The following is a 23,267-nucleotide window of genomic DNA, read 5'->3' on the forward strand; positions in this document are numbered from 1 at the left end:
CTCACATCTCGGTGCCGGTGTAGAAGCCGAAGGTGGCGTCCGCGTTGCGGGCCGCCGTCTCCGGGTCCGTCCCGGCGGCTACCTGCGCGGCGGCCCAGCCGTCAGCGGCTCCGCGGTAGAAGTCCTTGCCCTCGTCCGTGAGGGCCCAGGCCTCCGCCTCGTGGGGTGCGAGCGAGCCCGCGGTGGCACCCAGGTGCAGACCCAGGCCGAGCAGGCCGCCGTCCCACCCCACACCGGTGGCGCCGGGGCCGAAGGTCTCCCACATCTCCGCGGGAACCTCCGCAGCCGGGGCAACGTGCTCCAGCGAGAATCGAGTCCTCTCGCCCTCGGCGGTCAGGCGGACGGTCACCCAGGTGGTCCCGCCGCCGAATTCCCAGGTGATGCGGTAGTCGGCGGAGCCGTCCGCCGGCGGGTTGCACTCGAGCACCGTGCCGCCGGCATTGCCCTCGAACTGGTACCGACCGCCGAGGTGGAGGTCGCCACTGATCGGGAGGAACCAGCGGGCGATGCGGACGGCCGTGGTGACGGCCTCCCAGACGTCCTCGATGACTGCCGGATAGGTCTGCTCCAGGGTCTGGACGTGCGAAGGCTCGCCGTCCCGGTCCTCGAGGGCGATGCCACGGGTGACCGCGGCCAGTTGATGTTGTACGTCCACCATGTCAGGACTCCTTCAGAGGGGTTGTTGCTGTGGTTGGGGGAGTGGTGGCGGGGGTGCCGCCCTCGGCGGCGAGCCGGCGTTGGCGCCTGCCCCGGGCCAATTCAGTGCCCAGGGCGTCGAGCTTCGGGGCGAAGAACCGCTCGAAGGGACTGAGCCACTCGCTCGCCTGGCGCGGGCCCTGCGGATCGACGGCATAGAGCCGGCGCGTGCCCTCGGATCTCACCGTGGCGAATCCCTGCTCGCGCAGGACCCTCAGGTGCTGTGACACCGCTGGTTGGCTGATGCCGAACTCGGACTGGACCACGGAGCCAACCTCGCCGGCGCTCAGTTCACCCTCGGACAGCAGCTCCAGGATGCGGCGCCGGACCGGGTCTCCAAGGACGTCGAGAGCGTGCATGGACATATTCTTGCATTCGGCCTTATATAAGACAAGGATTTATTACCGGACCGGAGTGACGGTACGGCCGCGGTATATGGGGAGATGGCACGGGGTGGCGCTAACGGGCTCTTCGCCGTCAAGGGTGTCGTCCGGTCGACGCGCCGCGAGTCGTCAGTCGCCGACGCTGCCGTCGATCATCTCGCGCAGGATGTCCGCGTGGCCCGCGTGCCGGGCGGTCTCCACGATCACGTGAAGGTACACCCACGTCAGCTCCCTGCCCTGCGGTGTGGTGACGGCGTGGTCGAGGCTGTGCTGGGCGGCGATCTCGCGGGAGCGGTCGCACTCCGCCTGGTAGGCGCCGATGACGTCGTCGAGCTTCTCGCCCGGCTCCAGCCGCAGGTCGGCCTCCGGGTCTGCGTCGGTCCACGGCGGCGTGGGCAGCTCCGCGGCGGGGATCTGCCCGATCTGCTCGGCGAACCCGCCCAGTTCCACCCACCGCAGGTGTTTGATCAGGCCGCCGAGGTTGGTGCCGGTCGGCACCGGGCTGCGCCGGGCGTCCTTCTCCGACACCCCGCAGGCCTTGCGCACGACGGCGTCGCGCAGGTAATCCAGGAACGTCTCGAGTTGCTCGCGCTCGCTGGCGGCGAACACGCTGCCGAGGATCTCACCGGGTCTAGTCATGGCCGGAACATATCACCCGGGCACACCCTCGCACCGGGGCTATTTATGGGCTCTTCGCAGTCGCAACTGAGAGTGTGGTCCGGTCGGGTGATTCTCCGGTGCCGGAATGTCGAGCCCGATAGATGGTGTCGTCGCTGCGGATGCCCTGGCGCGGCCAGGGACACGGTGGTCCGGCGGTTGGCGCACGAGCCGTTCGGGTGGCGGCCCACGGTGTTGGAGGTCAGCATCCACCGATATCGGTGCACCGGGTGCGGTCATGTCTGGGGCATCTACCAGCGGATGATCGCCGCCTACCGTGAGCCCGACCGAACCCGGGGCCGCGAGCTGATGAGGCAGTTGCTCGAGTCGATCGGCCGAGGCGTCCCCAGCCCGTTCAGCGAGATCATCACGCTCGGCCGCAACCTGACCAAGCGCGCCGCCGACGTGCTCGCCTACTTCGACCGGCCCGGCACATCCAACGGCCCCACCGGGGCGATCAACGGCCGCCTGGAATACCTCACTCGAGACAGGCGGCTTCCGACCCCAACTACGCCCCCGATGGTGAAGGGCCCGTTAAAGGCACAAGCCCCGGGTGGACCCGGGGCTTGTGCTGCTGCGATCGCGGTGGAGGGGATGACGGGAATCGAACCCGCGTAGCCAGTTTGGAAGACTGGGGCTCTACCATTGAGCTACATCCCCACGGCGGCCGAGGTCGGTGCGTTCTGTGGCCGGCCTCGATCCTCTTTCGCAGCGAGGACGATCCTATCAAGCCGTCCGACCGGGTGACAAAAAGGCGGCATGCCCGGCGCGGCGTGACGATGTGCTCAAGGCGCGTCGAGGCTTGAATGTCGACGGGATGCGGAGTATGGCGTGTGCAATGCGTACACTGGTCTCTGGTCAGAAATGGCCAGGGCCGTCTGCGGGGTGTAGCTCAGCTTGGTAGAGCGCGCGCTTTGGGAGCGTGAGGCCGCAGGTTCAAATCCTGTCACCCCGACGTCACGGTCTCCCCCTGCTGTTGCGGGGGAGGCCTGATTCACCGGATGCCCGGCGGCCGGGCCCATCCGCGCCCATATAGACGAGACGATCAATCCACACAGGAGTCCCACGTGGTCAAGAGCACCGCAGAAAACCTCAGCCCGACCCGGGTCAAGCTGGACGTCGAGGTCCCCTTCGAGGACCTCAAGCCGCGCCTGGACGAGGCCTACAAGACCGTGGCCAACCAGATCCAGGTCCCCGGCTTCCGCAAGGGCAAGGTTCCTGCGCGCATCATCGATCAGCGCATCGGTCGCGGCTACGTGGTGGAAACGGCTGTGAACGAGGGTCTGAACGACTTCTACCAGGAGGCACTGGCGCAGACCGAGACCACGCCGATGTCCCGCCCAGAGGTCGAGGTCACCTCGATGCCGGGCGTCGACGGTGACGCCGAGGGTCCGTTGACCTTCAGCGTCGAGCTGGACATCCGTCCGGAGGTGGAGCTGCCCGAGTACAAGGGGCTGAAGGTCACCGTGGAGCCCGCGGCCGCCTCCGAGGAGGACGAGCAGAAGGCCCTGGACGAGCTGCGCTCCCGCTTCGGCACCCTCAAGGTCGTTGAACGCCCTGCCGCGACCGGCGATTTCGTCACGCTGACCCTGACGGCCACCATCGGTGACGAGCAGGTCGACCACGCCGAGGACCTGTCCTACCAGGTCGGCGACGGCACCATGCTCGATGGCATGGACGAGGCCCTGGAGGGACTGTCCGCCGGAGAGGACGCCGTCTTCGAGACCACTCTGGCCGGCGGTGAGCACTCCGGCGAGAAGGCCACCGTGAAGGTGGTCCTCGGTGCCGTCAAGGAGCGCGAGCTCCCTGAGGCAGACGATGACTTCGCCCAGCTGGCCTCCGAGTTCGACACGATCGAGGAGCTCAAGGCGGACCTCAAGGAGAAGGCCTCCGAGGGCGCCGTCACCGGCCAGGGTATCGAGGCCCGGGACAAGGTCCTGGAGGAGCTCGTGAAGCTGGTGGAGGTCCCGGTCCCCGATTCGGTCGTTGCCGAGCAGATCGAGCAGCACTTCACCGGCCAGGGCCACGCCGAGGGCGATGAGCACGACACCGCGGATCACCGCGCCGAGGTCGAGCAGAACGCCCGGGAGGCCTTCCGCAACGAGATCATCCTGGACAAGGTCGCCGATGCCGAAGAGGTCGGCGTGGACCAGGGTGAACTCATCGAGTACATCATCTCGACCTCACAGCAGTACGGCATGGAACCGAACCAGTTCGCGCAGATGCTGGACCAGGCCGGCCAGGTTCCGATGATCATGGGTGAGGTGCGCCGCCGCAAGGCCTTGGCCAAGGTCCTCGAGTTCGCCGTGGTCACTGACACGGACGGCAACGCCGTGGACCTGACCTCCTTCGTCACGCCTGCCGGCGACGAGGAGGTGGAGACCGCCGGTTCCGCGGACTCGGCTGATTCTGCGGATTCCGCTGATTCTGCGGATTCCGCCGACTCTGCGGATTCCGCAGACTCCCCAGCGGAGGCCGAGGAGGCTCCGGCCGAAAAGGCGCCGGCCAAGAAGGCCCCCGCCAAGAAGGCTCCTGCCAAGAAGGCTCCGGCCAAGAAGGCTCCGGCCAAGACGACCGCAGCGAAGTCCACTGCCGCGAAGAAGGCCGAGGCCGACGTCGAGGGTGAGGAGAAGGCTCCGGCCAAGAAGGCCCCCGCCAAGAAGGCTCCGGCCAAGACGACCGCAGCGAAGTCCACAGCTGCGAAGTCCACTGCCGCGAAGAAGGCCGAGGCCGTCGTCGAGGGTGAGGAGAAGGCTCCGGCCAAGAAGGCCCCCGCCAAGCGCACCACCGCGGCCAAGAAGGCCGCCGAGGAGCAGTCCGACTCGGCGGAGTGACCCCAGCGGTCCGCTGACGAGAGCCTGGACGCCCGGGCCGCACCATGGAGCATCCGTGGAGCGGCCCGGGCGTCCTGCCGTCCGGAGGCGGATCGGTGGGTGGACCCGTCCGCTGGCGGCGCATCCATCCACGCCAACAGCGAACAGTCGGGCCAGAAGGGACACAGCCAGGTCCGGGGACAGTAGTCTCGATCCAAGATCACTGCCCGGGGTGCACCATCAGGTGTCCCCGATGCATGAGAAGTCCATCTGAAGGAAGGCAGGGCGCCATGTCCGCATCGTCCACTGCTCCCCGTATGGCGTCGGTTGATCCGGCTGCCCGCGAGGACTACATCTACAACCGCCTGCTCAAGGAACGCATCATCTGGCTGGGTTCCGAGGTCAGGGATGACAATGCCAACATGATCTGCTCCCAGTTGCTCCTGCTCTCCGCGGAGGACCCGGAGAAGGACATCTACCTGTACATCAACTCTCCGGGCGGTTCCGTCACGGCAGGCATGGCGATCTACGACACCATGAAGTACATCCCCAACGACGTCGTGACCGTCGCCACCGGCCTGGCGGCCTCGATGGGCCAGTTCCTGTTGTCCTCGGGCACCCCGGGCAAGCGCTACGCCACCCCCCATGCCCGTATCCTGATGCACCAGCCCTCCGGCGGCATCGGCGGCACCGAATCGGACATCCGTATCCAGGCCCAGCTGATCCTGCACATGAAGCAGGTCATGGCCGAGCTGACCGCCGAGCAGACGGGCCAGACCGTGGACACCATCCTCAAGGACAACGAGCGGGACAAGTGGTTCACCGCGCAGGAGGGCCTGGAATACGGGTTCTTCGACCACATCGCCGAACGTGCCGGCTCCGTGTCCGGCGGCGGGGGCGTGGACAGCAACGCCTGATTCCGGCCCCGGCCGGACGGCCCCCGTCCACCCCCCCCCGAACACCCTTTCGCCCAGGAGAGACCAGACATGAACCAGTTCCCCGTCGGAATGCCCTCCGGTGCCGGTCAGCCGGCGCCGAGCAACCGCTACGTCCTGCCCCAGTTCGAGGAGCGCACGCCCTACGGCTTCAAGCGCAATGACCCGTACGCCAAGTTGTTCGAGGACCGCATCGTGTTCCTCGGTTCGCAGGTGGACGACGTGTCCGCCGATGACATCATGGCTCAGCTCCTGGTGCTGGAGTCCATGGACTCGGAGCGGGACATCACCCTCTACATCAACTCCCCGGGTGGTTCGTTCACCGCCATGACGGCGATCTACGACACGATGCAGTTCGTGCGCCCGGAGATCCAGACCGTGTGCCTGGGCCAGGCGGCCTCCGCCGCCGCGGTGCTGCTGGCCGCGGGTGCTCCGGGCAAGCGGCTGGCCCTGCCGAACGCCCGTGTGTTGATCCACCAGCCGTCGATGGGCGGGGACCAGGGCACCGCTACTGACCTGCAGATCCACGCCGACGAACTGCTGCGCATCCGCACCTGGATGGAGGAGACGCTCGCCAGCCACACGCACAAGTCCGCCGACGAGATCCGCCAGGACATCGACCGGGACAAGTTCCTCTCCGCCTCCGGCGCCAAGGAGTACGGCCTGGTGGACGAGGTCCTGGACTCGCGGAAGATCTCCCGCCCGCAGCTCTCCAACTGATCGGGTGCCCCCGGGTCACGTGACCCGTTCGGACCCCGACGGCGGCGCGCACCCCGGCATGAGACCTCATGTCCGGTGCGGGCCGCCGTTGCGGTCCAGCACCTTATCGTGTCCACCCCCTAAGCTGGAATGGCAGTACCCCGGGCAGTTACGTCTGGCCGCCCGACCCCTACCGAGGAGATACCCGCATGGCCCGCATCGGTGAGAGCGCCGACCTGCTGAAGTGCTCGTTCTGTGGAAAGAGCCAGAAGCAGGTCCGGAAACTGATTGCCGGTCCCGGCGTCTACATCTGTGACGAGTGCATCGAGCTGTGCAACGAGATCATCGAGGAGGAGCTCTCCGAGGTTGCGGAGACCGCCGAGATCGAGCTGCCCAAGCCGAAGGAGATCTACGACTTCCTCGAGGAGTACGTGATCGGGCAGTCGGAGGCCAAGCGTTCCCTCGCTGTCGCCGTCTACAACCACTACAAGCGCATTCGCTCGGGGCAGCAGCCGGCCCAGGCCAAGAGCGAGTCCTTCGCGGACCGTTCGGGTGAGGAACCGGACGAGTTGGCGGATGTGGAGGTCGGCAAGTCGAACATCCTGCTGGTGGGCCCCACGGGTTCCGGCAAGACGTACCTGGCGCAGACCCTGGCCCGGAAGCTCAATGTCCCGTTCGCCGTGGCGGATGCCACCTCCCTGACGGAGGCCGGCTATGTGGGCGAGGACGTGGAGAACATCCTGCTCAAGCTCATCCAGTCCGCGGACTATGACGTCAAGAAGGCCGAGCAGGGCATCATCTACATCGATGAGATCGACAAGATCTCACGCAAGTCCGAGAATCCCTCGATCACCCGTGACGTCTCCGGGGAGGGGGTCCAGCAGGCCCTGCTGAAGATCCTGGAGGGCACCACCGCTGCCGTACCGCCGCAGGGTGGCCGCAAGCACCCGCATCAGGAGTTCCTCCAGATCGACACCTCGAACGTCCTGTTCATCGTGGCAGGCGCCTTCGCGGGGCTGGACGAGATCATCTCCTCCCGGGCCGGTTCCAAGGGCATCGGCTTCGGGGCACCCCTGAACACCATCGGAAGACGGGATGTCTCCTACTCGGACGTCAGGCCGGAGGACCTGCTGAAGTTCGGGTTGATTCCGGAGTTCATCGGCCGCCTGCCGGTCATCACCACGGTGGACAACCTGGACCACGAGCAACTGGTCAACATCCTCACGAAGCCGAAGAACGCGCTCGTGAAGCAGTACCAGAAGATGTTCCTCATGGACGGCGTGGAGCTGCAGTTCGAGGAGGACGCCCTGGACGCCATGGTCGAACAGGCCGAGGAGCGGGGGACCGGCGCGCGCGGTCTGCGTTCGATCATGGAGGCGGTTCTCAAGCCGGTCATGTTCGACCTGCCGTCCCTCGAGGACATCGCCACCGTGGTCATCAGTGGTGACGTGGTCCGCGAGGGCGCCGAGGCCACGTTGATCTCCCGCGAGGTGCAGCGTAAGCGGCGGAACAAGTCTGCCTGACCGCCGGTCACCTGTCTGCCCGAACCCCATCAATGACAAGAAGGACAAGGCCGCACTTCCAGGCGGCATGAGGAGGATTCCATGACTGAGACCGTCGGCATCGCCACACCCACTGAGAACGAGGTCGTGGACTTCTGGTTCGACTCGATCTGCCCGTTCGCCTGGATCACCTCCCGGTGGATGCTGGAGGTGGAGAAGGTCCGCCCGATCACGGTCAATTGGCACATCATGTCCCTGTCCGTCCTGAATGAGGACAGTGACATCGAGGAGGGCTATCGGTCCCTGATGGAGCGCGCCTGGCTGCCAGCCCGGGCCGCCACCCAGGTCTGGGAACGGCACGGCAACGGGGCTGTGGGCCGGTACTACACCGCCGTCGGCACCAGGATCCACAACGAGGGCCAGCGGGACTTCGAGGCGGCCGTCCGTGGTGCTCTGGATGAGCTGGGGCTCGAGACCGAGGAGATCCTCGAGGCGGCCCGGACGGACGTACTGGACTCCAAGCTCCGTGCCTCGCACGCCGAAGGCATCGAGAAGGTGGGGGATGACGTCGGGACCCCCGTGGTGTCCTTCAACGGGACCGCGTTCTTCGGCCCGGTCATGACGCGCATCCCCCGCGGGGAGGAGGCGGGCCGGATCTTCGATGCCGCCGTCACCCTGGCCGGTTTCCCCTACTTCTATGAGATCAAGCGCTCCCGCACCACTGATCCCCAGTTCGACTGAAGCGCCGCGGCAGGTCAGCGGCCGGCGGCGATACGTCCGGCCGCGGCGATCAACGGGACCTGGAGCGGTAGCCGCGCGAGCGTGATCGCCCGGGTTCTCAGCGAGGCGTTCCGGGCGCGGTAGGCCTGGTGGAAGTTCCCCGGCCATACGGCCAGGAAGAGCACCTGTGCGGCCCGGCCGCCCACACGCCGGGTCGCTGGAACGGCAAGGAGTCCTGCCACGGCCAACTCGGCCACCCCTGAGCCGTACGTCCAGGCGCGTGCCGGTCCGGGGAGCGCGCGGGGGATGAGCCCGTCGAAGGGACGGGGTGCGGCGAAATGCAACACGCCCATGCCCGCGAGGGCGGCGGCCATCAATGGAGGTCTGCTCATGTGGCCCAACCTACACGGCAGTCCTCCTGGTCAGGATCAGTGAGCCCAGCAGGCCTGGCGAGCACGGCAGTCCCGGTGAGCACAGCAGCCGCCGCACGCACAGACATCCGAGGGCCGCCCGGATCCGTTGGGTCCCGGACGGCCCTCTGATGATGCTGGCAGCGCTGCCTGCACTGACTGCGCTGTCAACCCTCGTGGCGCATCAGCCGGCGGTCGGCTCCGGAGCCTCCGGCGCGGCGAGTTCCACCTCGGAGACGAGGACGTCGGTCTCGCCTGCGGGGACGCCGGCTGTCAGCGTGATCTCTCGGATGTTGCCGGCGGCCTGGAGATCGGCCAGCCCGCCCCTCAGGGAACCCAAGCGGTTCTCCGGGGCAGTCACCACCGCGGAGACCACCTCTGTTCGTTGCTTGACCTTGGCCTCGGACTTGGCCCGGCGGATGCCGCCCAGGGCCAGGGCCACGGCCGCCAGGACATCAGCGGTGGCTCCGGCGGAGGCCGCCTCGATGCCGGGGATCTGGTCCGGCCGTCCCGGCCACGGGGCACGGTGCACGGATCCGGTCCGCCACCAACTCCAGGCCTCCTCAGTGGCGAAGGGCTGGAAGGGGGCCAGCAGGCGCAGCAGGGCGTCCAGGGTGGTGGCGAGGGTCGCCCGCACGGAGTCCTGCTCGGTCTCGCCGTGACCGCCGTAGGCGCGGTCCTTGACCAGCTCCACGTAATCGTCCGTGAACTGCCAGAAGAAGGACTCCGTCAGGTCCAGGGCCCGCGCGTAGTCGTAGGACTCGAACGCCCGCGTCGACTGCCGGATGGTGTCGTAGAGGCGGACCATGAGGGCGCGGTCCAGGGAGTTGGAGATGACGGTTGCGTCCTGCGCCGAGCGGACCACGTGTTCCACGGAGGCACCGAGGTTCAGGGCGAACTTCGAGGCGTTGAGCAGTTTGATGGCCAGACGACGGCCGATCTTCATCTGTGCGACCTCGTAGGCGGTGTCTGCGCCGAGCTTGGCGGAGGCGGCCCAGTAGCGGACCGCATCCGAGCCGTACTCGTCCAACACGTCGGTGGGGACCACCACGTTGCCCTTGGACTTGGACATCTTCTTGCGGTCGGGATCCAGGATCCAGCCGGACAGCGCGGTGTGGTTCCACGGCACCGAGTCCTGGAGGGATTCGGCGCGAACCACGGTGGAGAAGAGCCAGGTCCGGATGATGTCATGACCCTGCGGGCGCAGGTCGAACGGGAAGACGTTCGCGAAGTACTGCTCGTCCCGGCTCCACCTGCCGGCGATCTGCGGGGTCAGGGAGGACGTGGCCCAGGTGTCCAGCACGTCCGGGTCCCCGGTGAAGCCGCCCGGCACGTCCCGCTGGGAGTCCTCGTAGCCCGGGGCGGTCTCAGCCACCGGGTCCACCGGCAGATTCTCCTCGGCGGGCAGGATGGGGTGGTCGTAGTCGGGCTCTCCGGCGGCGTCCAGGGGGTACCAGACGGGGATCGGCACGCCGAAGAACCGCTGGCGGGAGACGAGCCAGTCGCCGTTCAGACCCTGGACCCAGTTCTCGTATCGGGAACGCATGAACTCGGGGTGCCAGGACAACTGGCGGCCGCGGGCCACGAGCTTCTCCCGCCGCTCGGGGTCCCTGCCGCCGTTGCGGATGTACCACTGGCGGGAGGAGATGACCTCGAGGGGCTTGTCCCCCTTCTCGAAGAAGTTCACCGGGTGGGTGATCTTCCTCGGTTCCCCGTCCAGCAGCCCGGCCTCGGTGAGGGCGGCCACCACGGCCTCCTTGGCGGAGAACACGGTCTTCCCGGCCAGCTGGGCGTATTCGGACCGGCCGGTCTCCGTGGTGATCCACTCGGGAGTCTCAGCGTGGAAGCGGCCGTCCCGGCCCACCACGGTACGGGTGGGCAGCTCCAGTTCGCGCCACCAGGTGACGTCCGTCAGGTCACCGAAGGTGCAGACCATGGCGATGCCGGAGCCCTTGTCCGGCTTGGCCAGGGGATGGGCTCGGACCTCCACCTCGACCCCGAACAGCGGAGAGGTCACGGTGGTACCGAACAGGGCCTGGTACCGCTCGTCGTCCGGGTGGGCCACCAGGGCGGAACAGGCCGGCAGCAACTCGGGCCGGGTGGTCTCGATGTAGACCTTCTCGCCCTCCTGTGTGTGGAAGGGGAAGCGGTAGTAGGCACCGGGCACCTCGCGATCCTCCAACTCGGCCTGGGCCACTGCGGTACGGAAGGTCACGTCCCACAGGGTCGGTGCCTCCGCCATGTAGGCGTCCCCGGATCCCAGGTTCCGCAGAAAGGCCCGCTGCGAGACCGCGCGGGACGTGTCGTCGATGGTCCGGTAGGTCAGGGACCAGTCCACGGACAGCCCCAGGCGGGTGAAGAGGTCCTCGAAGACCTTCTCGTCCTCGACCGCCAGCTCCTCGCACAGGTCGATGAAGTTCTGACGGGACACCACGTCCCAGTCGCGCTGGTTCTTCGCGGGCTGCTCCGGCGGACGGTAGCCCTCGATGTACGGCTTGGTCGGATCGCACCGGACCCCGTAGTAGTTCTGCACCCGGCGCTCGGTGGGCAGGCCGTTGTCATCCCAGCCCATCGGGTAGAACACGTTCTTGCCGGTCATGCGCTGGAACCGGGCCAGCACATCGGTCTGCGTGTAGGAGAACATGTGCCCCACGTGCAGGGAACCGGAGGCGGTCGGCGGCGGGGTGTCGATCGAGTAGACGGCCTCCCGCGTGGTGTCCTCGTCGAAGGCGTAGGTGCCGTCCTGACGCCAGCGGGCGGAGAGCTTGTCCTCCAACCCCTCGAGGCCGGGACGGTCCGGAACGGTGACGACGGGGGCGGTGGACGGCGTGGGAGCGGGCGTGTCTGTGCCCGGGAACTGTTCAGACATGGTCTCGATTCTCCCATGGTCCCTGCTCGCCCCAGAACCCGCCCGGGGGACGCCAAGGACTACGGTGGGAGGCATGGCACACACATCCGGGGAACACCCCGCCGAGATTCGCATCCGCCGTGTCTATGACGCCCCTGACGGGGGATACCGCGTCCTGGTGGACAGGGTCTGGCCACGGGGGGTCGCCAAGGCAGACCTGGAGCTGGACGAGTGGTGCCGGGCCGTGGCCCCGTCCACCGAGACCCGCAAGGACTTCAACCACGATCCCGATCGCTTCGCCACCTTCCAGCGGCGCTACACGGCCGAGTTGGAGGACTCCGGAGACCCGGAGGAGCCCGACGGCGGCGGCGCACCCGCCGTGGAAGGACTGCTGGAGCGCTGGGGAGACTCCCGCAAGAAGGACCTCGTGCTCCTGTACGCGGCGAAGGACACCGAGAACAACCACGCGGTGGTCCTGAGGGACCACCTACGGAGGAATGCCCGATGACCGCTGTTCCGGACCACGGCGCACTGCTTCGCGCCGAGCTGACTCCGCAGCTCACGGACGGGGCTCTCACCTCGGACCCTGACGTGGTGGCCTCCTTCGCCCGGGATGAGGCCCCCTTCGCGACGGTCGGCCAGGCCCTCGCACTGGTGCGCGCCCGCACGGTCCAGGACGTGCAGGCCACCCTGCGCTGGGCCTCCGAGCACCGGGTTCCCGTGGTGCCCCAGGGAGCCAGGTCCGGGATCTCCGGCGGGGCCAACGCCGTGGACGGGTGCATCCTGCTCTCGGTGGAGAGGATGGACCGCATCCTGCGGATCGACGCCGCCGAGCAGACCGTGACCGTGGAACCTGGGATCATCAATCAGGACCTCAAGGACGCGCTGGCCCCGCACGGACTGTCCTACCCGCCGGACCCGGGATCCGTGGCACTCTCCTCGATCGGTGGGAACCTCGCCACCAACGCCGGCGGACTGTGCTGCGTGAAGTACGGGGTCACCCGGGACTACGTGCGCCAGGTCGCCGTGGTCCTGGCCGACGGCACCCTGACGCGGTTGGGCAGCACCACGGCCAAGGGCGTGGCCGGCCTGGACCTCTGCGGCCTGTTCGTGGGCTCCGAGGGCACGCTCGGAATCATCGTGGAGGCCACGCTCCGGCTCATCCCGCTGCTGCCCCCGCCCCTCACCGCCGTGGCCACGTTCCCGGGGGCCCGGGAGGCAGCCCAGGCGGTGGCCGAGTTCATGGGCTCCGGGGCGAGGCCCTCCATGATGGAGTCACTGGACCGAGCCTCGATCGACCTGCTGAACCGGTTCGGGGACTTCGGTCTGGACGGCCAGGCCGGGGCTCTCCTGCTGATGCAGTCGAATGGGGACGGGGTGGCGGCCGAGGCGGCCCGCGAGGTCTCCGCCTTCGCGGCGGTGGCGGAGCGCAACGGTGCCCTGGATGTGGCGTTCAGTGAGGACCCCGAGGACAGTGACGCCCTGGTGGCGACCCGTCGCATGGCCCAGCCCGCCTTCGAGCGGTACTCCACCGAGCATGGTGGCGGTCAGTTGCTGGACGACGTCTGCCTGCCCCGCACCGCCATCCCCGAGTTCTACGACCGGCTCGACGCCATCCGGGCTCGGACCGGGCTGATGATCGCCGTGGTGGCCCACGCCGGAGATGGCAACGTCCATCCCTCCGTCTTCTTCGACACCGCGGACGAGGCGTCCGTTCGCCGGGCCCACGAGGCCTTCGACGAGATCATGGCGATCGGTCTGGAGCTCGGCGGGACCATCACCGGAGAGCACGGGGTCGGTTCCCTCAAGGCCGCCTGGCTCGCCCGGGAACTGGACGAGGGCAGCCGGCGCCTGCACCGCGCCGTCAAGGACGCCTTCGATCCGCTCGGCATCCTCAACCCGGGCAAGCAGTTCGCGGCGCTGTGAGCGAATCCGTAAGGTGGTGACATGACCTCTGAAGCGCACCGCGCCGCCGTCGTGACCGGCGCCTCGTCAGGCATCGGCCGGGCCACCGCCGCCCAGCTCGCCGCCGCGGGTTGGACCGTGTACGCCATCGCCCGCCGCGCCGAGCGACTTCAGTCCCTCGCCGAGGCCGTTCCGACCGGGACCGGCCGGATCGTGCCGCTGGCCGTGGACGTCACCGACCGGGAACAGGTGGACCGGGCCGTGCGCGCGGTCGAGGACGGTGGGGGAGCGGACACCCTGCTGTGCATCGCCGGCGGGGCGATGGGCACGGACCGCGTGGCCGAGGGACAGCCCGGGGACTGGGACTGGATGTACCGGGTCAACGTGGCCGGCACGCTGAACACCACCCAGGGGTTCCTGCCGATGCTCCGGGCCACGGGCCGAGGCACCGTATTGGTCCTGACCTCCACGGCTGCCCTGGCCAGCTACGAGGGTGGTGCCGGCTACAACGCGGCCAAGATGGCCCAGCACGGCCTGGTCGGTGCCTTGCGCCTCGAGGAGGCCGATCACAACGTCCGGGTGGTCGAGGTGCTGCCGGGGATGGTGCACACCGAGGAGTTCACCCTGAACCGGCTCGGTGGCAACCAGGAGGCGGCGGAGAAGGTCTACGCGGGCGTGGAGAAGCCGCTCACGGCCGAGGACGTGGCGGACGTGTGCACCTACGCCGTCACCGTGCCGCATCACGTCAACCTGGACCAGATCGTATTGCGCCCCGTGGCCCAGGCAGCCCAGTTCAAGGTCATCCGCACGAAGTAGACCAGGCACGAAGTAGACCAGGCACGAAGTAGACCAGGACAGAGAAGTGCAGGGCAGCACAGAACAAGACAGAGCATGACCAACACGCCATCAGGAGGACTCCGCATGGACATCTCCCCGCGACTGCGCCGGGCACTCGGCATGGGACTGGCCACGGGAGCCTTCTCGACGATCCCCCTCTGGCGGATCCCGCGAGCACCTCTCGTGCTGTGGACCGGCGGCGTGGTGGCCACGCTGACGGTCGGAGGCGTGGTCCTGGCCGGTGACCGGGCCGAGCGGGAGGCCGAGGTCCAGGGTGAGCCCCTGCCGCCCTCCTCCGCGCTGAAGAGGGTGGCCCTGCCGGTGGGCATGGGTGCCGTGGCCGGTGGCGTCGCTGCCGGGGCCATGTGGTTCACAGTCGTCTCGGACCGCTGGGCCGAGGCGCTGGTCTCCAGGTTGGGCGCCAGCCGGCCCCGGGCCACCTACGCCGTCCTGGCCGGGGTGCTCACCGCAGTGTTGGAGTACACCGACTCCACGGAGCAGAAGCCGTCCACTCCCGCGGGAGAAAAGGCGTAGAATCGCCCTCAGTACGAAGAAGAACCCCACAGCGTCGACCCGGCCATCACCGGTGAGCTTTCCGGAAGAACAGACCCGCTGCACACGCGGTCCCAGTAGAACCGGACGGGTCAGCCCGTCACAGCTGTCACGAGCGGCCGTACCGGCCTTGCGGGAGACCACCGCGGAACGGGACGGCAAGCAGGGTGGTACCGCGCTGCCGTCGTTCCCCGAAGGGACCGGCGAAGGCGTCCTTGCAGCAAGAGCAGACCAGCACCACAGTCGACCTCACGCAAGGATGGACCGCCCGTGTATCCCCTCGCCAGTTCAGATCCGAACGCCACGGCGTCCGGCACCCCGGCCTCGCCGCGCTTCCCGCAGATCGAGGAGCGCGTCTTGAAGTACTGGGAGGCGGACGGGACCTTCCAGGCCTCCATTGACGCCCGTCCGGCGGAGAACGAGGACGGCTCGCCCAACGAGTTCGTGTTCTACGACGGCCCCCCCTTCGCCAACGGCCTGCCGCACTACGGCCACCTGCTCACCGGCTACGTCAAGGACCTCGTGGCCCGCTACCAGACCCAGCAGGGGCGCCGCGTGGAGCGCCGCTTCGGCTGGGACACCCACGGGCTGCCCGCTGAACTCGAGGCCATGAAGCAGCTGGGCATGACGGACAAGGCCCAGATCGAGGCCATGGGCATCGACAGGTTCAATGACGCCTGCCGCGCCTCCGTCCTCAAATACACGGACCAGTGGAAGGACTACGTCAACCGGCAGGCCCGCTGGGTGGACTTCGAGAACGACTACAAGACCCTGAATCCCGAGTTCATGGAGTCGGTGCTGTGGGCCTTCAAGTCCCTGCATGAGAAGGACCTGACCTACCGCGGCTTTCGGGTGCTGCCCTACTGCTGGAAGGACGAGACGCCGCTGTCCAACCATGAGCTGCGCATGGACGACGACGTCTACAAGTCCCGCCAGGACCCCTCGGTCACGGTGGCCTTCCCGGTCACGGGTGCCGCCCCCGGTGCGGCCGAGCCGGCCCTGGCCGCCGAACTGGACGGCGTGCGGGTGCTTGCCTGGACCACCACCCCCTGGACCCTGCCGACCAACCAGGCCCTCGTCGTCGGGCCGCAGATCACCTACGCGGTGGTGCCGGCCGGCCCGGACGCGGCCGAGGAGATCGCCGGAGGGGCCGGCGGCCACCGCTACCTGCTGGCCGCGGACCTGCTCGGCGCGCACGCCAGGGACCTGGGATATCCCGACGCCGGCGCGGTCACCGAGGCGGTGACGGCCACCTACACCGGGGACCGGTTGGGCGGGCTCACCTACGAGCCGCTGTTCACCTATTTCACGGACGTGGAGGCCTACGGGACCCAGAACGCCTGGCAGGTGTTGGTGGACGAGTACGTCACCACGGAGGACGGCACCGGTGTGGTCCACCAGGCTCCCGCCTATGGTGAGGACGATCAGCGGATCTGCGAGGCGCACGGCATCCCCGTGATCCTCTCGGTGGACTCCGGCGCGCGGTTCCTGCCCCTGTTCGCCGACTCCTCCCGTGGCGGTGGCGTGCTGCAGGAGATCGCCGGCGTTCAGGCCTTCGAGGCCAATCGGACCATCATCCGGGCCCTGCGCGCCGCGGGGAAGCTCCTCAGGGAGACCTCCTACGAGCACTCCTACCCGCACTGCTGGCGGTGCCGCACCCCGCTGATCTACCGGGCCATCACCTCCTGGTACGTCTCCGTGACCGAGTTCAAGGACCGGATGGTCCAGCTGAACGAGGACATCAACTGGATCCCGTCCAACGTCAAGCACGGTCAGTTCGGCAAGTGGCTGGAGAATGCCCGGGACTGGTCGATCTCCCGCAACCGATACTGGGGCTCCCCGATCCCCGTCTGGGAGTCCGACCATCCGGACTACCCGCTGCAGGAGGTCCACGGCTCCCTCGCCGAGATCCAGGAGGCCTTCGGGCGGCTGCCGCGCAATGCCGACGGGGAGGTGGATCTGCACCGCCCCTGGATCGATGAGCTGACCCGACCCCACCCGGACCCGGAGGCCGCCGCCGCCGGGGCCACGATGCGGCGCGTCGAGGACGTGCTGGACGTCTGGTTCGACTCCGGCTCCATGCCGTACGCCCAGGTGCACTACCCCTTCGAGAACGGTGACTGGTTCGATGGCGGCCACCACCCCGCGGACTTCATCGTGGAGTACATCGGACAGACCCGCGGCTGGTTCTACACCATGCACGTGCTGTCCACGGCGCTGTTCGACCGGCCGGCCTTCTCCAACGTCATCAGCCACGGGATCGTGTTGGGCTCGGACGGGCAGAAGATGTCCAAATCGCTGAAGAACTACCCGGACGTCTCCGAGGTGCTGGACCGGGACGGCTCGGACGCCATGCGCTGGTTCCTCATGGCCTCACCCATCCTGCGGGGTGGCAACCTCGTGGTCACCGAGGAGGGCATTCGCGAGGGCACCCGCCAGGTGCTGCTGCCGGCCTGGAACGTGTGGCACTTCTTCAGCCTGTACGCCAACTCCGCGGTCGCCGGTGGCGCCAGCCCCGAGGGCTACCGGGCGCAGACCCGGTACGAGTCCACCGACCCCCTGGACCAGTACCTGTTGGCCGCCACGGGGCGGATGCTGCGGGAGGTCAGGGCAGGCATGGACGCCTATGAGGTCTCCGACGCCACGGACGCCCTGCGCGCCTACACGGACACCCTGACCAACTGGTACGTGCGCCGTTCCCGCCAGCGCTTCTTCGACGAGGACACGCAGGCACTGGACGTGCTGGCCACCTGCCTGGAGGCCTTCTGCCGTGCCGCAGCGCCCTTGATGCCGCTCGTGGCCGAGGAGATCTGGCGGGGACTGACCGGTGGTCGCTCGGTGCACCTGACCGATTACCCGGATCCCTCCCCGTTCTTCTCCGGATTCGGTTCCGGGGCCGACGCCGAGAGGGCAGCCGAGGCGGATGTAGAGCGGATGGACACCGTGCGCCGCATCGCCTCCGCCGGGTCCTCCCTCCGCAAGGGTGCCAAGCGCCGCGTGCGCCTGCCGCTGTCCTCCCTGACCGTGGTGGTGCCGGACGCCGCGGCTCTGCGGGGCGCCTACACGGACATCATCAAGGACGAACTGAACCTCAAGGACGTGCAACTGCTGGACGCCGCCGAGGTCTCCGCGGCAGACTTCGGCATCAGCCGGTCCCTGGCCGTCAACGCCCGCGCCGCCGGACCCCGCCTCGGCAAGCAGGTCCAGGTGGCGATCAAGGGAGCCAAGTCCGGTGACTGGTCGGTGTCCGAGGACGGCACCGTGGTGGCCGGTGGGATCGCGCTGGAGGAGGGGGAGTACTCCCTGGAGACCACTGTGGGCGCTGCCGGCTCGGCAGACGGGGACTGCGGCGGCAGTGCGGCCACGGCACGCGCCGTCACCGTGGTACCCGGCGGTTTCCTCGTCCTGGACACCGACGTGCCCGAGGCACTGGCCGCTGAGGGGACGGCGCGGGACGTGATCCGCGCCGTGCAGGCGGCCCGCAAGGATGCCGCGCTGGAGGTCTCGGACCGGGTGCGGACCGTGATCACCGGACCGGCCGGCGTCGTGCGCGCCGTTGAGTCCCATCGTGACCTGGTCTCCGGCGAGACCCTGACGGTGGACCTGGTGCTGGAGGACTCCGGGGCCGAGGACCCGCGCCTGGACCCGGCGGACGATGCGACCAAGACGGTGCAGGTCACCGTGGAGAAGGCCGACGTGGAGAAGGTGGAAGCATGACCGAGATGCCAGAGGCACCACAGACGGTGGAGGCCGTCTACCGGGACCTGCTCGCGCGGGCCCCGGAGAACAAGATGGAACCACGCATGGGCCCGATGTTCCGGGCCATGGAACTGCTCGGCGAGCCGCAGCGCGCGGCCCCCGTCATCCACCTGACCGGAACCAACGGCAAGACCTCCACGGCGCGGATCATCGAATCGGTGCTGCACGCCTACGGGCTGCGCACGGGCCGGTACACCTCGCCGCACCTGAGCTCTGTGACAGAGCGCATCAGCATTGACGGTGCGCCCGTGGACGAGGCCACGTTCGTGCGGATCTGGAACGAGATCCTGCCGGTGGTCCAGGTGGTGGATTCCGAGCTGGAGACGGCAGGGAAGAACCGACTGACCTACTTCGAGGCCGTCACCGTACTCGGCTTCGCCGTCTTCGCCGATGAGCCCGTGGACGTGGTGGTGCTCGAGGTGGGCCTCGGCGGCATCACGGATGCCACCAACGTGGCCGACGCCGCCGTCTCCGTGGTGACCCCGATCTCCCTGGATCACAGCGACCTGCTGGGGGACACCGAGGCGGAGATCGCCGAGGAGAAGGCCGGGATCATCAAGCCTGGCGGCTTCCTCGTCTCGGCGGCCCAGGACCCGGAGGCCGCTCAGGTGCTGCTGGACGCCGCCCGCGCCGCCGAGGCCGGATTCCGGTTCGAGGGCGTGGACTTCGGCGTGGAGTCCCGCTCCGTGGCCGTCGGCGGACAGCAGGTCTCCGTGCAGGGGATCGCCGGCCGCTACCCGGACCTGACCCTGCCGCTGCACGGCGGACACCAGGCTGAGAACCTGGCTCTGGCGATCGCCGCGCTCGAGGCGTTCTTCGGTGCCGAGAAGCCCCTGCAGACCGAGCTGCTGCAGCAGGGCGTGGCACAGGTGTCCGCCCCGGGGCGGCTGGAGGTGTTGCGCAAGGCCCCCACCATCGTGGTGGACGCCGCGCACAACCCCGCGGGGATCAAGGCCACGGCCGGAGCGCTGCAGGAGGCCTTCGGCCTGGAGAAGCTCGTGCTCGTGGTGGGGATCCTCGCGGAGAAGGACGCCTTGTCCATGCTGACTGAGCTCTACAGGGAATTCGGGGATCTCGTGGAGGACCTGTGCCTGACCCAGTCCGACTCGCCCCGGGCCATCCCCGCCGGCGAACTCGGACAGCTGGCCCTGGACGCCGGATGGCCGGAGGAGGACCTCTACGCCACCGAATCCCTCCCGGACGCGATCGAGTGGGCCGTCGGCCGGGCCGAGTCGGTGGACGGGGGCGGCAGCGAGGCCTCCGGGCTGGGCGGCGGCGTGCTGATCACCGGCTCCATCACCCTCGTGGCCGAGGCTCGCGAGCTGTTGGGCGCCCCTGCCGCCGGGACGCAGGGGCCGGGGGCGCCCGAGGTCGTGGCGGTGCCCACCGCGGTGGACGTCTTCGATGACTTCGGTCTCGAACTGGGTGACGGACTGGACGAGGACGCCGAGGAGTTCGAGGACATCTTCGACCCGGGAGAGCATGACGCTGGTGATCACGATGAGCGGTGACGAGCCGAACGGACCTGGCGTGGCGAACCCGGGCGGCCGGGAGTCCTGGCGGCCGAAGCGTGAATCCAAGTCCCAGCGTTCCTGGACCCCGGGGCAGCCCAAGAGGGCCAGATCCATCCGGGCCACCTTCATGTCCTCCGTGCTGGTCATGGAGGCGTTCGTGCTGGTGTTCTTCGGCCTGGCCATGTTCGGCGTGAACCGGGGCACGCCGATGGCCCCGTGGGCCCTGGCGGTGTCGCTGGCCCTGGCCGTCATCGCCATCCTGACCTGTGCACTGGTCCAGAAGCGGGTCGGGGTCTGGATCGGCTGGGTCATCCAGATCCTGCTCGTGGGTTCCGCCTTCATCGAATACACCATGGCGATCGTGGGCGTCGGCTTCGGTCTGGCCTGGTGGTACGCCGTGACCAAGGGCGCCCAGATCGACAGCGAGAACGTCCGGCGCGCCCGGGCGGAGGCCCGCTGGCGCGAGGAGCACCCGGACGGCGGATGACCTGGTCCCGTGTCCCGCCCGAATCGCATTAGGGTTGGACGCGGAGAGATTTTCCCGGACACCAAGGAGCATTCGTGACCACCACCGTTGAAGAGACCCTCGTCCTGATCAAGCCCGATGGCGTGGCCCGTGGACTGACCGGCCAGATCCTGGCCCGGATCGAGGCCAAGGGATACACCGTGGCGGACCTGACCATGCTCGTGCCGAGCCGTGATCTGCTCGCGCAGCACTATGCCGAGCACGAGGGCAAGCCCTTCTTCGAGCCCCTCGTGGAGTTCATGGGCTCCGGACCGGTGGTCGCAGCCCGCGTACAGGGCCACCGCGTGATCGAGGGCTTCCGCTCACTGGCAGGTGCCACGGAGCCCACCACTGCGGCCCCCGGAACCATCCGCGGAGACCTCGGCCGTGACTGGGGAGAGGCCGTGCAGAAGAACCTGGTCCACGGCTCTGACTCGACCGAGTCCGCCGCACGTGAGCTGGGCCTCTGGTTCGCCTGAGCCTCTCCGTCCACCGTCATCTGATTCCACGCATCTTGCCGGCCGTCTCCCGGCCAAGATGCGTGGAATCGGATGACGTTCTGTTTCCGGCTGATGCCGGCCACCTCCCGGAGGTCAGCCTGCGCGCCGGGGTACCCCGTGGTGGATCAGGAGACGTGCGAATCGTGGGAGGTCCCGGACGTCCTTCCACACCCAACGCGCCACCCCCGCGCCGGTACGGCGGATGGCGTCCTCCCGTTCCTTCTCCCGCACCAGGGCGTCCTGCCAGGAGTCGCCGGGCTTCCGGAAGCCTGAGGAGTACTTGGACCTTCCGTCGAACTCGCCGGCCAGATTGACCTCCTCCCACCAATGGTCAACCCGCGCGATCCATTGATTCGCGCCGTCATACAGGTTCTTCTGGGATTCCGGGACAACAAACCCCAACTCATGGGCGGCCGCCCGGCTCAGTGACTCACCGGGAGACTCCGCACGGCCGTCTGCGAAGGACCACGCCGCCAAGAGTCGGCGTAGCCCGGACTTCGAGGCGATCAGCGGTTCCGCGAGATCAGTGAACGCCGCCGCCCACTCGCGGTGGAGGCGCTTGGCAGCATCCGCCGGCGTCACGGACACCAACAGCGGTTCACGGACGAGCACGTCGCTCAAGGCGTGGTGGAGGGAAGCTGCGAGGACCGTGCCCACCTCGGTCCCGTCAGAGAGCTGAACGGTGATGGTGTCCGGATCCTCCGTGGGCTGGCGCCGAGACCACCGGCGTCTGACCAGGGGTTGGACGGGGAACGAGCCATCGAAGTCCTGCCCCGTTGCCTGGAGGTGCTTGAGGTAGGCCTGCACCTCGGGGACCCCGTCCCGGTAGAGCTTCGGCTGGTGGGTCACTCCGGCCCGTCCGGGGGATCCGGCTCGGACCTCGAGATGCGCGGGAACATCGGCTGTGGGGAGGCCGTGGAGCAGTAGCGCGGTGATGCCGATGAAGATGACCGGGTCCTGGCGGGAGAGGGCATGGGCCACCGCGGACAGCAGATACCGGTCCCATGGAGCGTGTCGGAACCAGACTTCGGTCCGGCAGAAGACCCCGGGAGCGAGCCGTAGGGCGTCTCCTCGCTCCACGGCCCTTCGCCAGGTGCTTGCGGAGCGTCGGTGGTCCTGTTCGCGGCACGAGATCAACAGGGGGTCCTGCCTCGACGCCGGGGGTGTGGTGCAGTCCAGGGTGGTGCTGTCCATCCGGCCATCGTGCTGGAGACTGCAGGGGTCTCGGCGAGCCGAGGGGGCGTTCGTGGACTGGCCGGCCAAATCTGTCGCCTGTGGAGTGGTGGCCTGTGGAGGAGCGGACAGGTCGGCCTCGCGGATGCCACTGAGCCGAGAGTCCTCCGATTCCACTCAGATTCGAAGCGAGTTGGGACCGATCTGCGTGAAATCTGAGGAAGTTGCCGCCGGCCTGATGAGGCAGCAGATTCGGAGTGGTCGGGTGATCCGGACAGGTCTAGCCTCGTGGCATGACCGACACCTCCACGCCGTACTTCTTGGCCGATCCCTACACCGAAGTCACCTTCCTCGAGGCACCGGAGGCCCCCACCGTGGTGAGCGTCTTCGCGGACTTCCCGATGGCGGACATGGCCTCCGCGTTCGATTCCACCTTCTCCGCGCTGTTCCCGGTCCTGAGTGCCCACGGCGTCCAGCCGGTGGGCCCGGCCTTCTCCCTGCAGACCCGGATGCCCTCGGAGACAGTGGACATGGAGATCGGCTTTCCCGTCGACCTGGCGTTGGCCGAGGCGGTGCCCACGGAGGCCGGACTCACGCTGCAGCCCTCCCGGTTGCCGGCCGGTCGAGTGGCGATCGTGTCCCACCTGGGATCCTATGACGGTCTGGGTGCGGCCTGGGGCGCGTTCATGCAGGCCGTCGCGGAGGCCGGCCACGAGCCGGTCCTGCCGTTCTGGGAGTTCTACGTGACGGAGCCGAGCCCGGAGGCGGATCCCGCGTCCATGCGCACCGACCTGGTCACCCTCATCAACTGACCTGACCTGACAAGACCTGCCCGGCCCCGACCTGCCCGGCCCCGACC

At 68.3% G+C, this 23,267-nt stretch carries 19 protein-coding genes, 2 tRNA genes and 3 pseudogenes; 17 read left to right on the forward strand and 7 right to left on the reverse strand.

Features of this window, described 5'->3' with window-relative positions:
- Position 1: 1 nt before the first annotated feature.
- The 3 genes from IMT31_RS00275 to IMT31_RS00285 all read right to left on the reverse strand — a co-directional run bounded on the left by IMT31_RS00275 (position 2) and on the right by IMT31_RS00285 (position 1,718).
- Positions 2–658, reverse strand: coding sequence for an SRPBCC domain-containing protein (locus IMT31_RS00275; RefSeq protein WP_345361883.1), 657 nt, complete (start codon positions 656–658; stop codon positions 2–4).
- 1 nt (position 659) lies between these two features.
- On the reverse strand, positions 660–1,055 hold the full coding sequence (locus tag IMT31_RS00280) for an ArsR/SmtB family transcription factor (protein WP_413543382.1): 396 nt from the start codon (positions 1,053–1,055) through the stop codon (positions 660–662).
- 153 nt (positions 1,056–1,208) lie between these two features.
- The gene (locus tag IMT31_RS00285) at positions 1,209–1,718 is read right to left on the reverse strand and encodes a DinB family protein (protein ID WP_345361877.1); all 510 of its coding nucleotides are present in this window, start codon (positions 1,716–1,718) and stop codon (positions 1,209–1,211) included.
- Between the two features lie 84 nt (positions 1,719–1,802).
- On the opposite strand from IMT31_RS00285, the pseudogene IMT31_RS00290 reads away from it, so the two are divergent.
- Together IMT31_RS00290 and IMT31_RS00295 are read left to right on the forward strand one after the other, a co-directional pair.
- Positions 1,803–1,982 (forward strand): annotated as a pseudogene (locus IMT31_RS00290) (ISL3 family transposase); the annotation flags it as partial.
- A pseudogene (locus IMT31_RS00295) lies at positions 1,980–2,262 on the forward strand (transposase); the annotation flags it as partial. The pseudogenes IMT31_RS00290 and IMT31_RS00295, both read left to right, overlap by 3 nt.
- A 60-nt stretch (positions 2,263–2,322) precedes the next feature.
- Here the strand turns inward: IMT31_RS00295 and IMT31_RS00300 are convergent.
- Positions 2,323–2,396 (reverse strand) — tRNA-Gly (locus IMT31_RS00300).
- Positions 2,397–2,617: 221 nt separating this feature from the next.
- Here IMT31_RS00300 and IMT31_RS00305 point away from each other — a divergent pair.
- The 6 genes and pseudogenes from IMT31_RS00305 (at position 2,618) to IMT31_RS00330 (ending at position 8,426) form a co-directional block, all read left to right on the forward strand.
- Positions 2,618–2,691: transfer RNA gene (locus IMT31_RS00305), tRNA-Pro, on the forward strand.
- A gap of 112 nt (positions 2,692–2,803) precedes the next feature.
- Positions 2,804–4,231: pseudogene (gene tig, locus IMT31_RS00310) on the forward strand (trigger factor); the annotation flags it as partial.
- Positions 4,232–4,839: 608 nt separating this feature from the next.
- Positions 4,840–5,466, forward strand: coding sequence for an ATP-dependent Clp protease proteolytic subunit (locus tag IMT31_RS00315; protein WP_345361874.1), 627 nt, complete (start codon positions 4,840–4,842; stop codon positions 5,464–5,466).
- 69 nt (positions 5,467–5,535) lie between these two features.
- On the forward strand, positions 5,536–6,204 hold the full coding sequence (locus IMT31_RS00320) for an ATP-dependent Clp protease proteolytic subunit (protein ID WP_413543383.1): 669 nt from the start codon (positions 5,536–5,538) through the stop codon (positions 6,202–6,204).
- Positions 6,205–6,392: 188 nt separating this feature from the next.
- Positions 6,393–7,706 (forward strand): ATP-dependent Clp protease ATP-binding subunit ClpX, encoded by a 1,314-nt coding sequence (gene clpX, locus IMT31_RS00325; RefSeq protein WP_413543384.1) that lies wholly within the window; start codon positions 6,393–6,395, stop codon positions 7,704–7,706.
- Between the two features lie 81 nt (positions 7,707–7,787).
- A complete protein-coding gene (locus tag IMT31_RS00330; protein WP_413543385.1) occupies positions 7,788–8,426 on the forward strand; it encodes a DsbA family protein in 639 nt (212 codons plus the stop codon).
- Between the two features lie 14 nt (positions 8,427–8,440).
- Here the strand turns inward: IMT31_RS00330 and IMT31_RS00335 are convergent, their stop codons facing one another.
- Together IMT31_RS00335 and valS are read right to left on the reverse strand one after the other, a co-directional pair.
- Complete coding sequence (locus IMT31_RS00335) at positions 8,441–8,797, reverse strand: hypothetical protein (RefSeq protein WP_378109331.1); 357 nt, start codon at positions 8,795–8,797, stop codon at positions 8,441–8,443.
- Between the two features lie 202 nt (positions 8,798–8,999).
- On the reverse strand, positions 9,000–11,684 hold the full coding sequence (gene valS / locus IMT31_RS00340; RefSeq protein WP_413543386.1) for a valine--tRNA ligase: 2,685 nt from the start codon (positions 11,682–11,684) through the stop codon (positions 9,000–9,002).
- 73 nt (positions 11,685–11,757) lie between these two features.
- Between valS and IMT31_RS00345 the strand changes: the two genes are divergently transcribed.
- The 8 genes from IMT31_RS00345 (at position 11,758) to ndk (ending at position 21,214) form a co-directional block, all read left to right on the forward strand.
- Complete coding sequence (locus IMT31_RS00345) at positions 11,758–12,171, forward strand: DUF488 domain-containing protein (protein WP_345361861.1); 414 nt, start codon at positions 11,758–11,760, stop codon at positions 12,169–12,171.
- Positions 12,168–13,589, forward strand: coding sequence for an FAD-binding oxidoreductase (locus tag IMT31_RS00350; RefSeq protein WP_413543387.1), 1,422 nt, complete (start codon positions 12,168–12,170; stop codon positions 13,587–13,589). The genes IMT31_RS00345 and IMT31_RS00350 overlap by 4 nt, the downstream gene beginning before the upstream one ends.
- Positions 13,590–13,610: 21 nt before the next feature.
- Entirely contained in the window at positions 13,611–14,384 is a 774-nt protein-coding gene (locus IMT31_RS00355; protein WP_345361855.1) for an SDR family oxidoreductase, read from the forward strand.
- A 105-nt stretch (positions 14,385–14,489) separates the two neighbouring features.
- Positions 14,490–14,939 carry a hypothetical protein gene (locus IMT31_RS00360; protein WP_413543388.1) on the forward strand — a complete coding sequence of 150 codons (450 nt, stop codon included), beginning with the start codon at positions 14,490–14,492 and terminating at the stop codon, positions 14,937–14,939.
- Between the two features lie 288 nt (positions 14,940–15,227).
- Positions 15,228–18,674: an isoleucine--tRNA ligase gene (gene ileS, locus IMT31_RS00365; RefSeq protein ID WP_413543389.1), complete on the forward strand. Its 3,447-nt coding sequence runs from the start codon at positions 15,228–15,230 to the stop codon at positions 18,672–18,674.
- Positions 18,671–20,227 (forward strand): bifunctional folylpolyglutamate synthase/dihydrofolate synthase, encoded by a 1,557-nt coding sequence (locus IMT31_RS00370; protein ID WP_413543390.1) that lies wholly within the window; start codon positions 18,671–18,673, stop codon positions 20,225–20,227. The genes ileS and IMT31_RS00370 overlap by 4 nt, the downstream gene beginning before the upstream one ends.
- Positions 20,217–20,717 (forward strand): DUF4233 domain-containing protein, encoded by a 501-nt coding sequence (locus tag IMT31_RS00375; protein ID WP_345362098.1) that lies wholly within the window; start codon positions 20,217–20,219, stop codon positions 20,715–20,717. Before IMT31_RS00370 ends, IMT31_RS00375 begins: the two co-directional genes overlap by 11 nt.
- Before the next feature lie 74 nt (positions 20,718–20,791).
- A complete protein-coding gene (gene ndk, locus IMT31_RS00380) occupies positions 20,792–21,214 on the forward strand; it encodes a nucleoside-diphosphate kinase (RefSeq protein ID WP_413543391.1) in 423 nt (140 codons plus the stop codon).
- A 114-nt stretch (positions 21,215–21,328) separates the two neighbouring features.
- Here ndk and IMT31_RS00385 read toward each other — a convergent pair whose 3' ends face one another.
- The gene (locus tag IMT31_RS00385; RefSeq protein WP_413543392.1) at positions 21,329–22,429 is read right to left on the reverse strand and encodes a hypothetical protein; all 1,101 of its coding nucleotides are present in this window, start codon (positions 22,427–22,429) and stop codon (positions 21,329–21,331) included.
- Between the two features lie 272 nt (positions 22,430–22,701).
- Here IMT31_RS00385 and IMT31_RS00390 point away from each other — a divergent pair, with 272 nt between their 5' ends.
- Positions 22,702–23,220 carry a GyrI-like domain-containing protein gene (locus IMT31_RS00390; protein WP_413543393.1) on the forward strand — a complete coding sequence of 173 codons (519 nt, stop codon included), beginning with the start codon at positions 22,702–22,704 and terminating at the stop codon, positions 23,218–23,220.
- The last annotated feature ends 47 nt before the right edge of the window (positions 23,221–23,267 follow it).

This window comes from Citricoccus nitrophenolicus (assembly GCF_047305825.1).
Lineage (GTDB): Bacteria > Actinomycetota > Actinomycetes > Actinomycetales > Micrococcaceae > Citricoccus > Citricoccus nitrophenolicus.

Excerpts from the sequence above, each read along its gene's own strand:
- IMT31_RS00285 (WP_345361877.1), bottom strand. The coding sequence starts at position 1,718 with ATGACTAGACCCGGTGAGATCCTCGGCAGCGTGTTCGCCGCCAGCGAG.
- IMT31_RS00370 (WP_413543390.1), top strand. The coding sequence starts at position 18,671 with ATGACCGAGATGCCAGAGGCACCACAGACGGTGGAGGCCGTCTACCGG.
- IMT31_RS00345 (WP_345361861.1), top strand. The coding sequence starts at position 11,758 with ATGGCACACACATCCGGGGAACACCCCGCCGAGATTCGCATCCGCCGT.
- IMT31_RS00335 (WP_378109331.1), bottom strand. The coding sequence starts at position 8,797 with ATGAGCAGACCTCCATTGATGGCCGCCGCCCTCGCGGGCATGGGCGTG.
- IMT31_RS00320 (WP_413543383.1), top strand. The coding sequence starts at position 5,536 with ATGAACCAGTTCCCCGTCGGAATGCCCTCCGGTGCCGGTCAGCCGGCG.
- IMT31_RS00385 (WP_413543392.1), bottom strand. The coding sequence starts at position 22,429 with ATGGACAGCACCACCCTGGACTGCACCACACCCCCGGCGTCGAGGCAG.
- IMT31_RS00375 (WP_345362098.1), top strand. The coding sequence starts at position 20,217 with ATGAGCGGTGACGAGCCGAACGGACCTGGCGTGGCGAACCCGGGCGGC.
- IMT31_RS00275 (WP_345361883.1), bottom strand. The coding sequence starts at position 658 with ATGGTGGACGTACAACATCAACTGGCCGCGGTCACCCGTGGCATCGCC.
- clpX (WP_413543384.1), top strand. The coding sequence starts at position 6,393 with ATGGCCCGCATCGGTGAGAGCGCCGACCTGCTGAAGTGCTCGTTCTGT.
- IMT31_RS00390 (WP_413543393.1), top strand. The coding sequence starts at position 22,702 with ATGACCGACACCTCCACGCCGTACTTCTTGGCCGATCCCTACACCGAA.
- IMT31_RS00360 (WP_413543388.1), top strand. The coding sequence starts at position 14,490 with ATGGACATCTCCCCGCGACTGCGCCGGGCACTCGGCATGGGACTGGCC.
- IMT31_RS00315 (WP_345361874.1), top strand. The coding sequence starts at position 4,840 with ATGTCCGCATCGTCCACTGCTCCCCGTATGGCGTCGGTTGATCCGGCT.
- valS (WP_413543386.1), bottom strand. The coding sequence starts at position 11,684 with ATGTCTGAACAGTTCCCGGGCACAGACACGCCCGCTCCCACGCCGTCC.
- IMT31_RS00355 (WP_345361855.1), top strand. The coding sequence starts at position 13,611 with ATGACCTCTGAAGCGCACCGCGCCGCCGTCGTGACCGGCGCCTCGTCA.
- IMT31_RS00330 (WP_413543385.1), top strand. The coding sequence starts at position 7,788 with ATGACTGAGACCGTCGGCATCGCCACACCCACTGAGAACGAGGTCGTG.
- IMT31_RS00350 (WP_413543387.1), top strand. The coding sequence starts at position 12,168 with ATGACCGCTGTTCCGGACCACGGCGCACTGCTTCGCGCCGAGCTGACT.
- IMT31_RS00280 (WP_413543382.1), bottom strand. The coding sequence starts at position 1,055 with ATGCACGCTCTCGACGTCCTTGGAGACCCGGTCCGGCGCCGCATCCTG.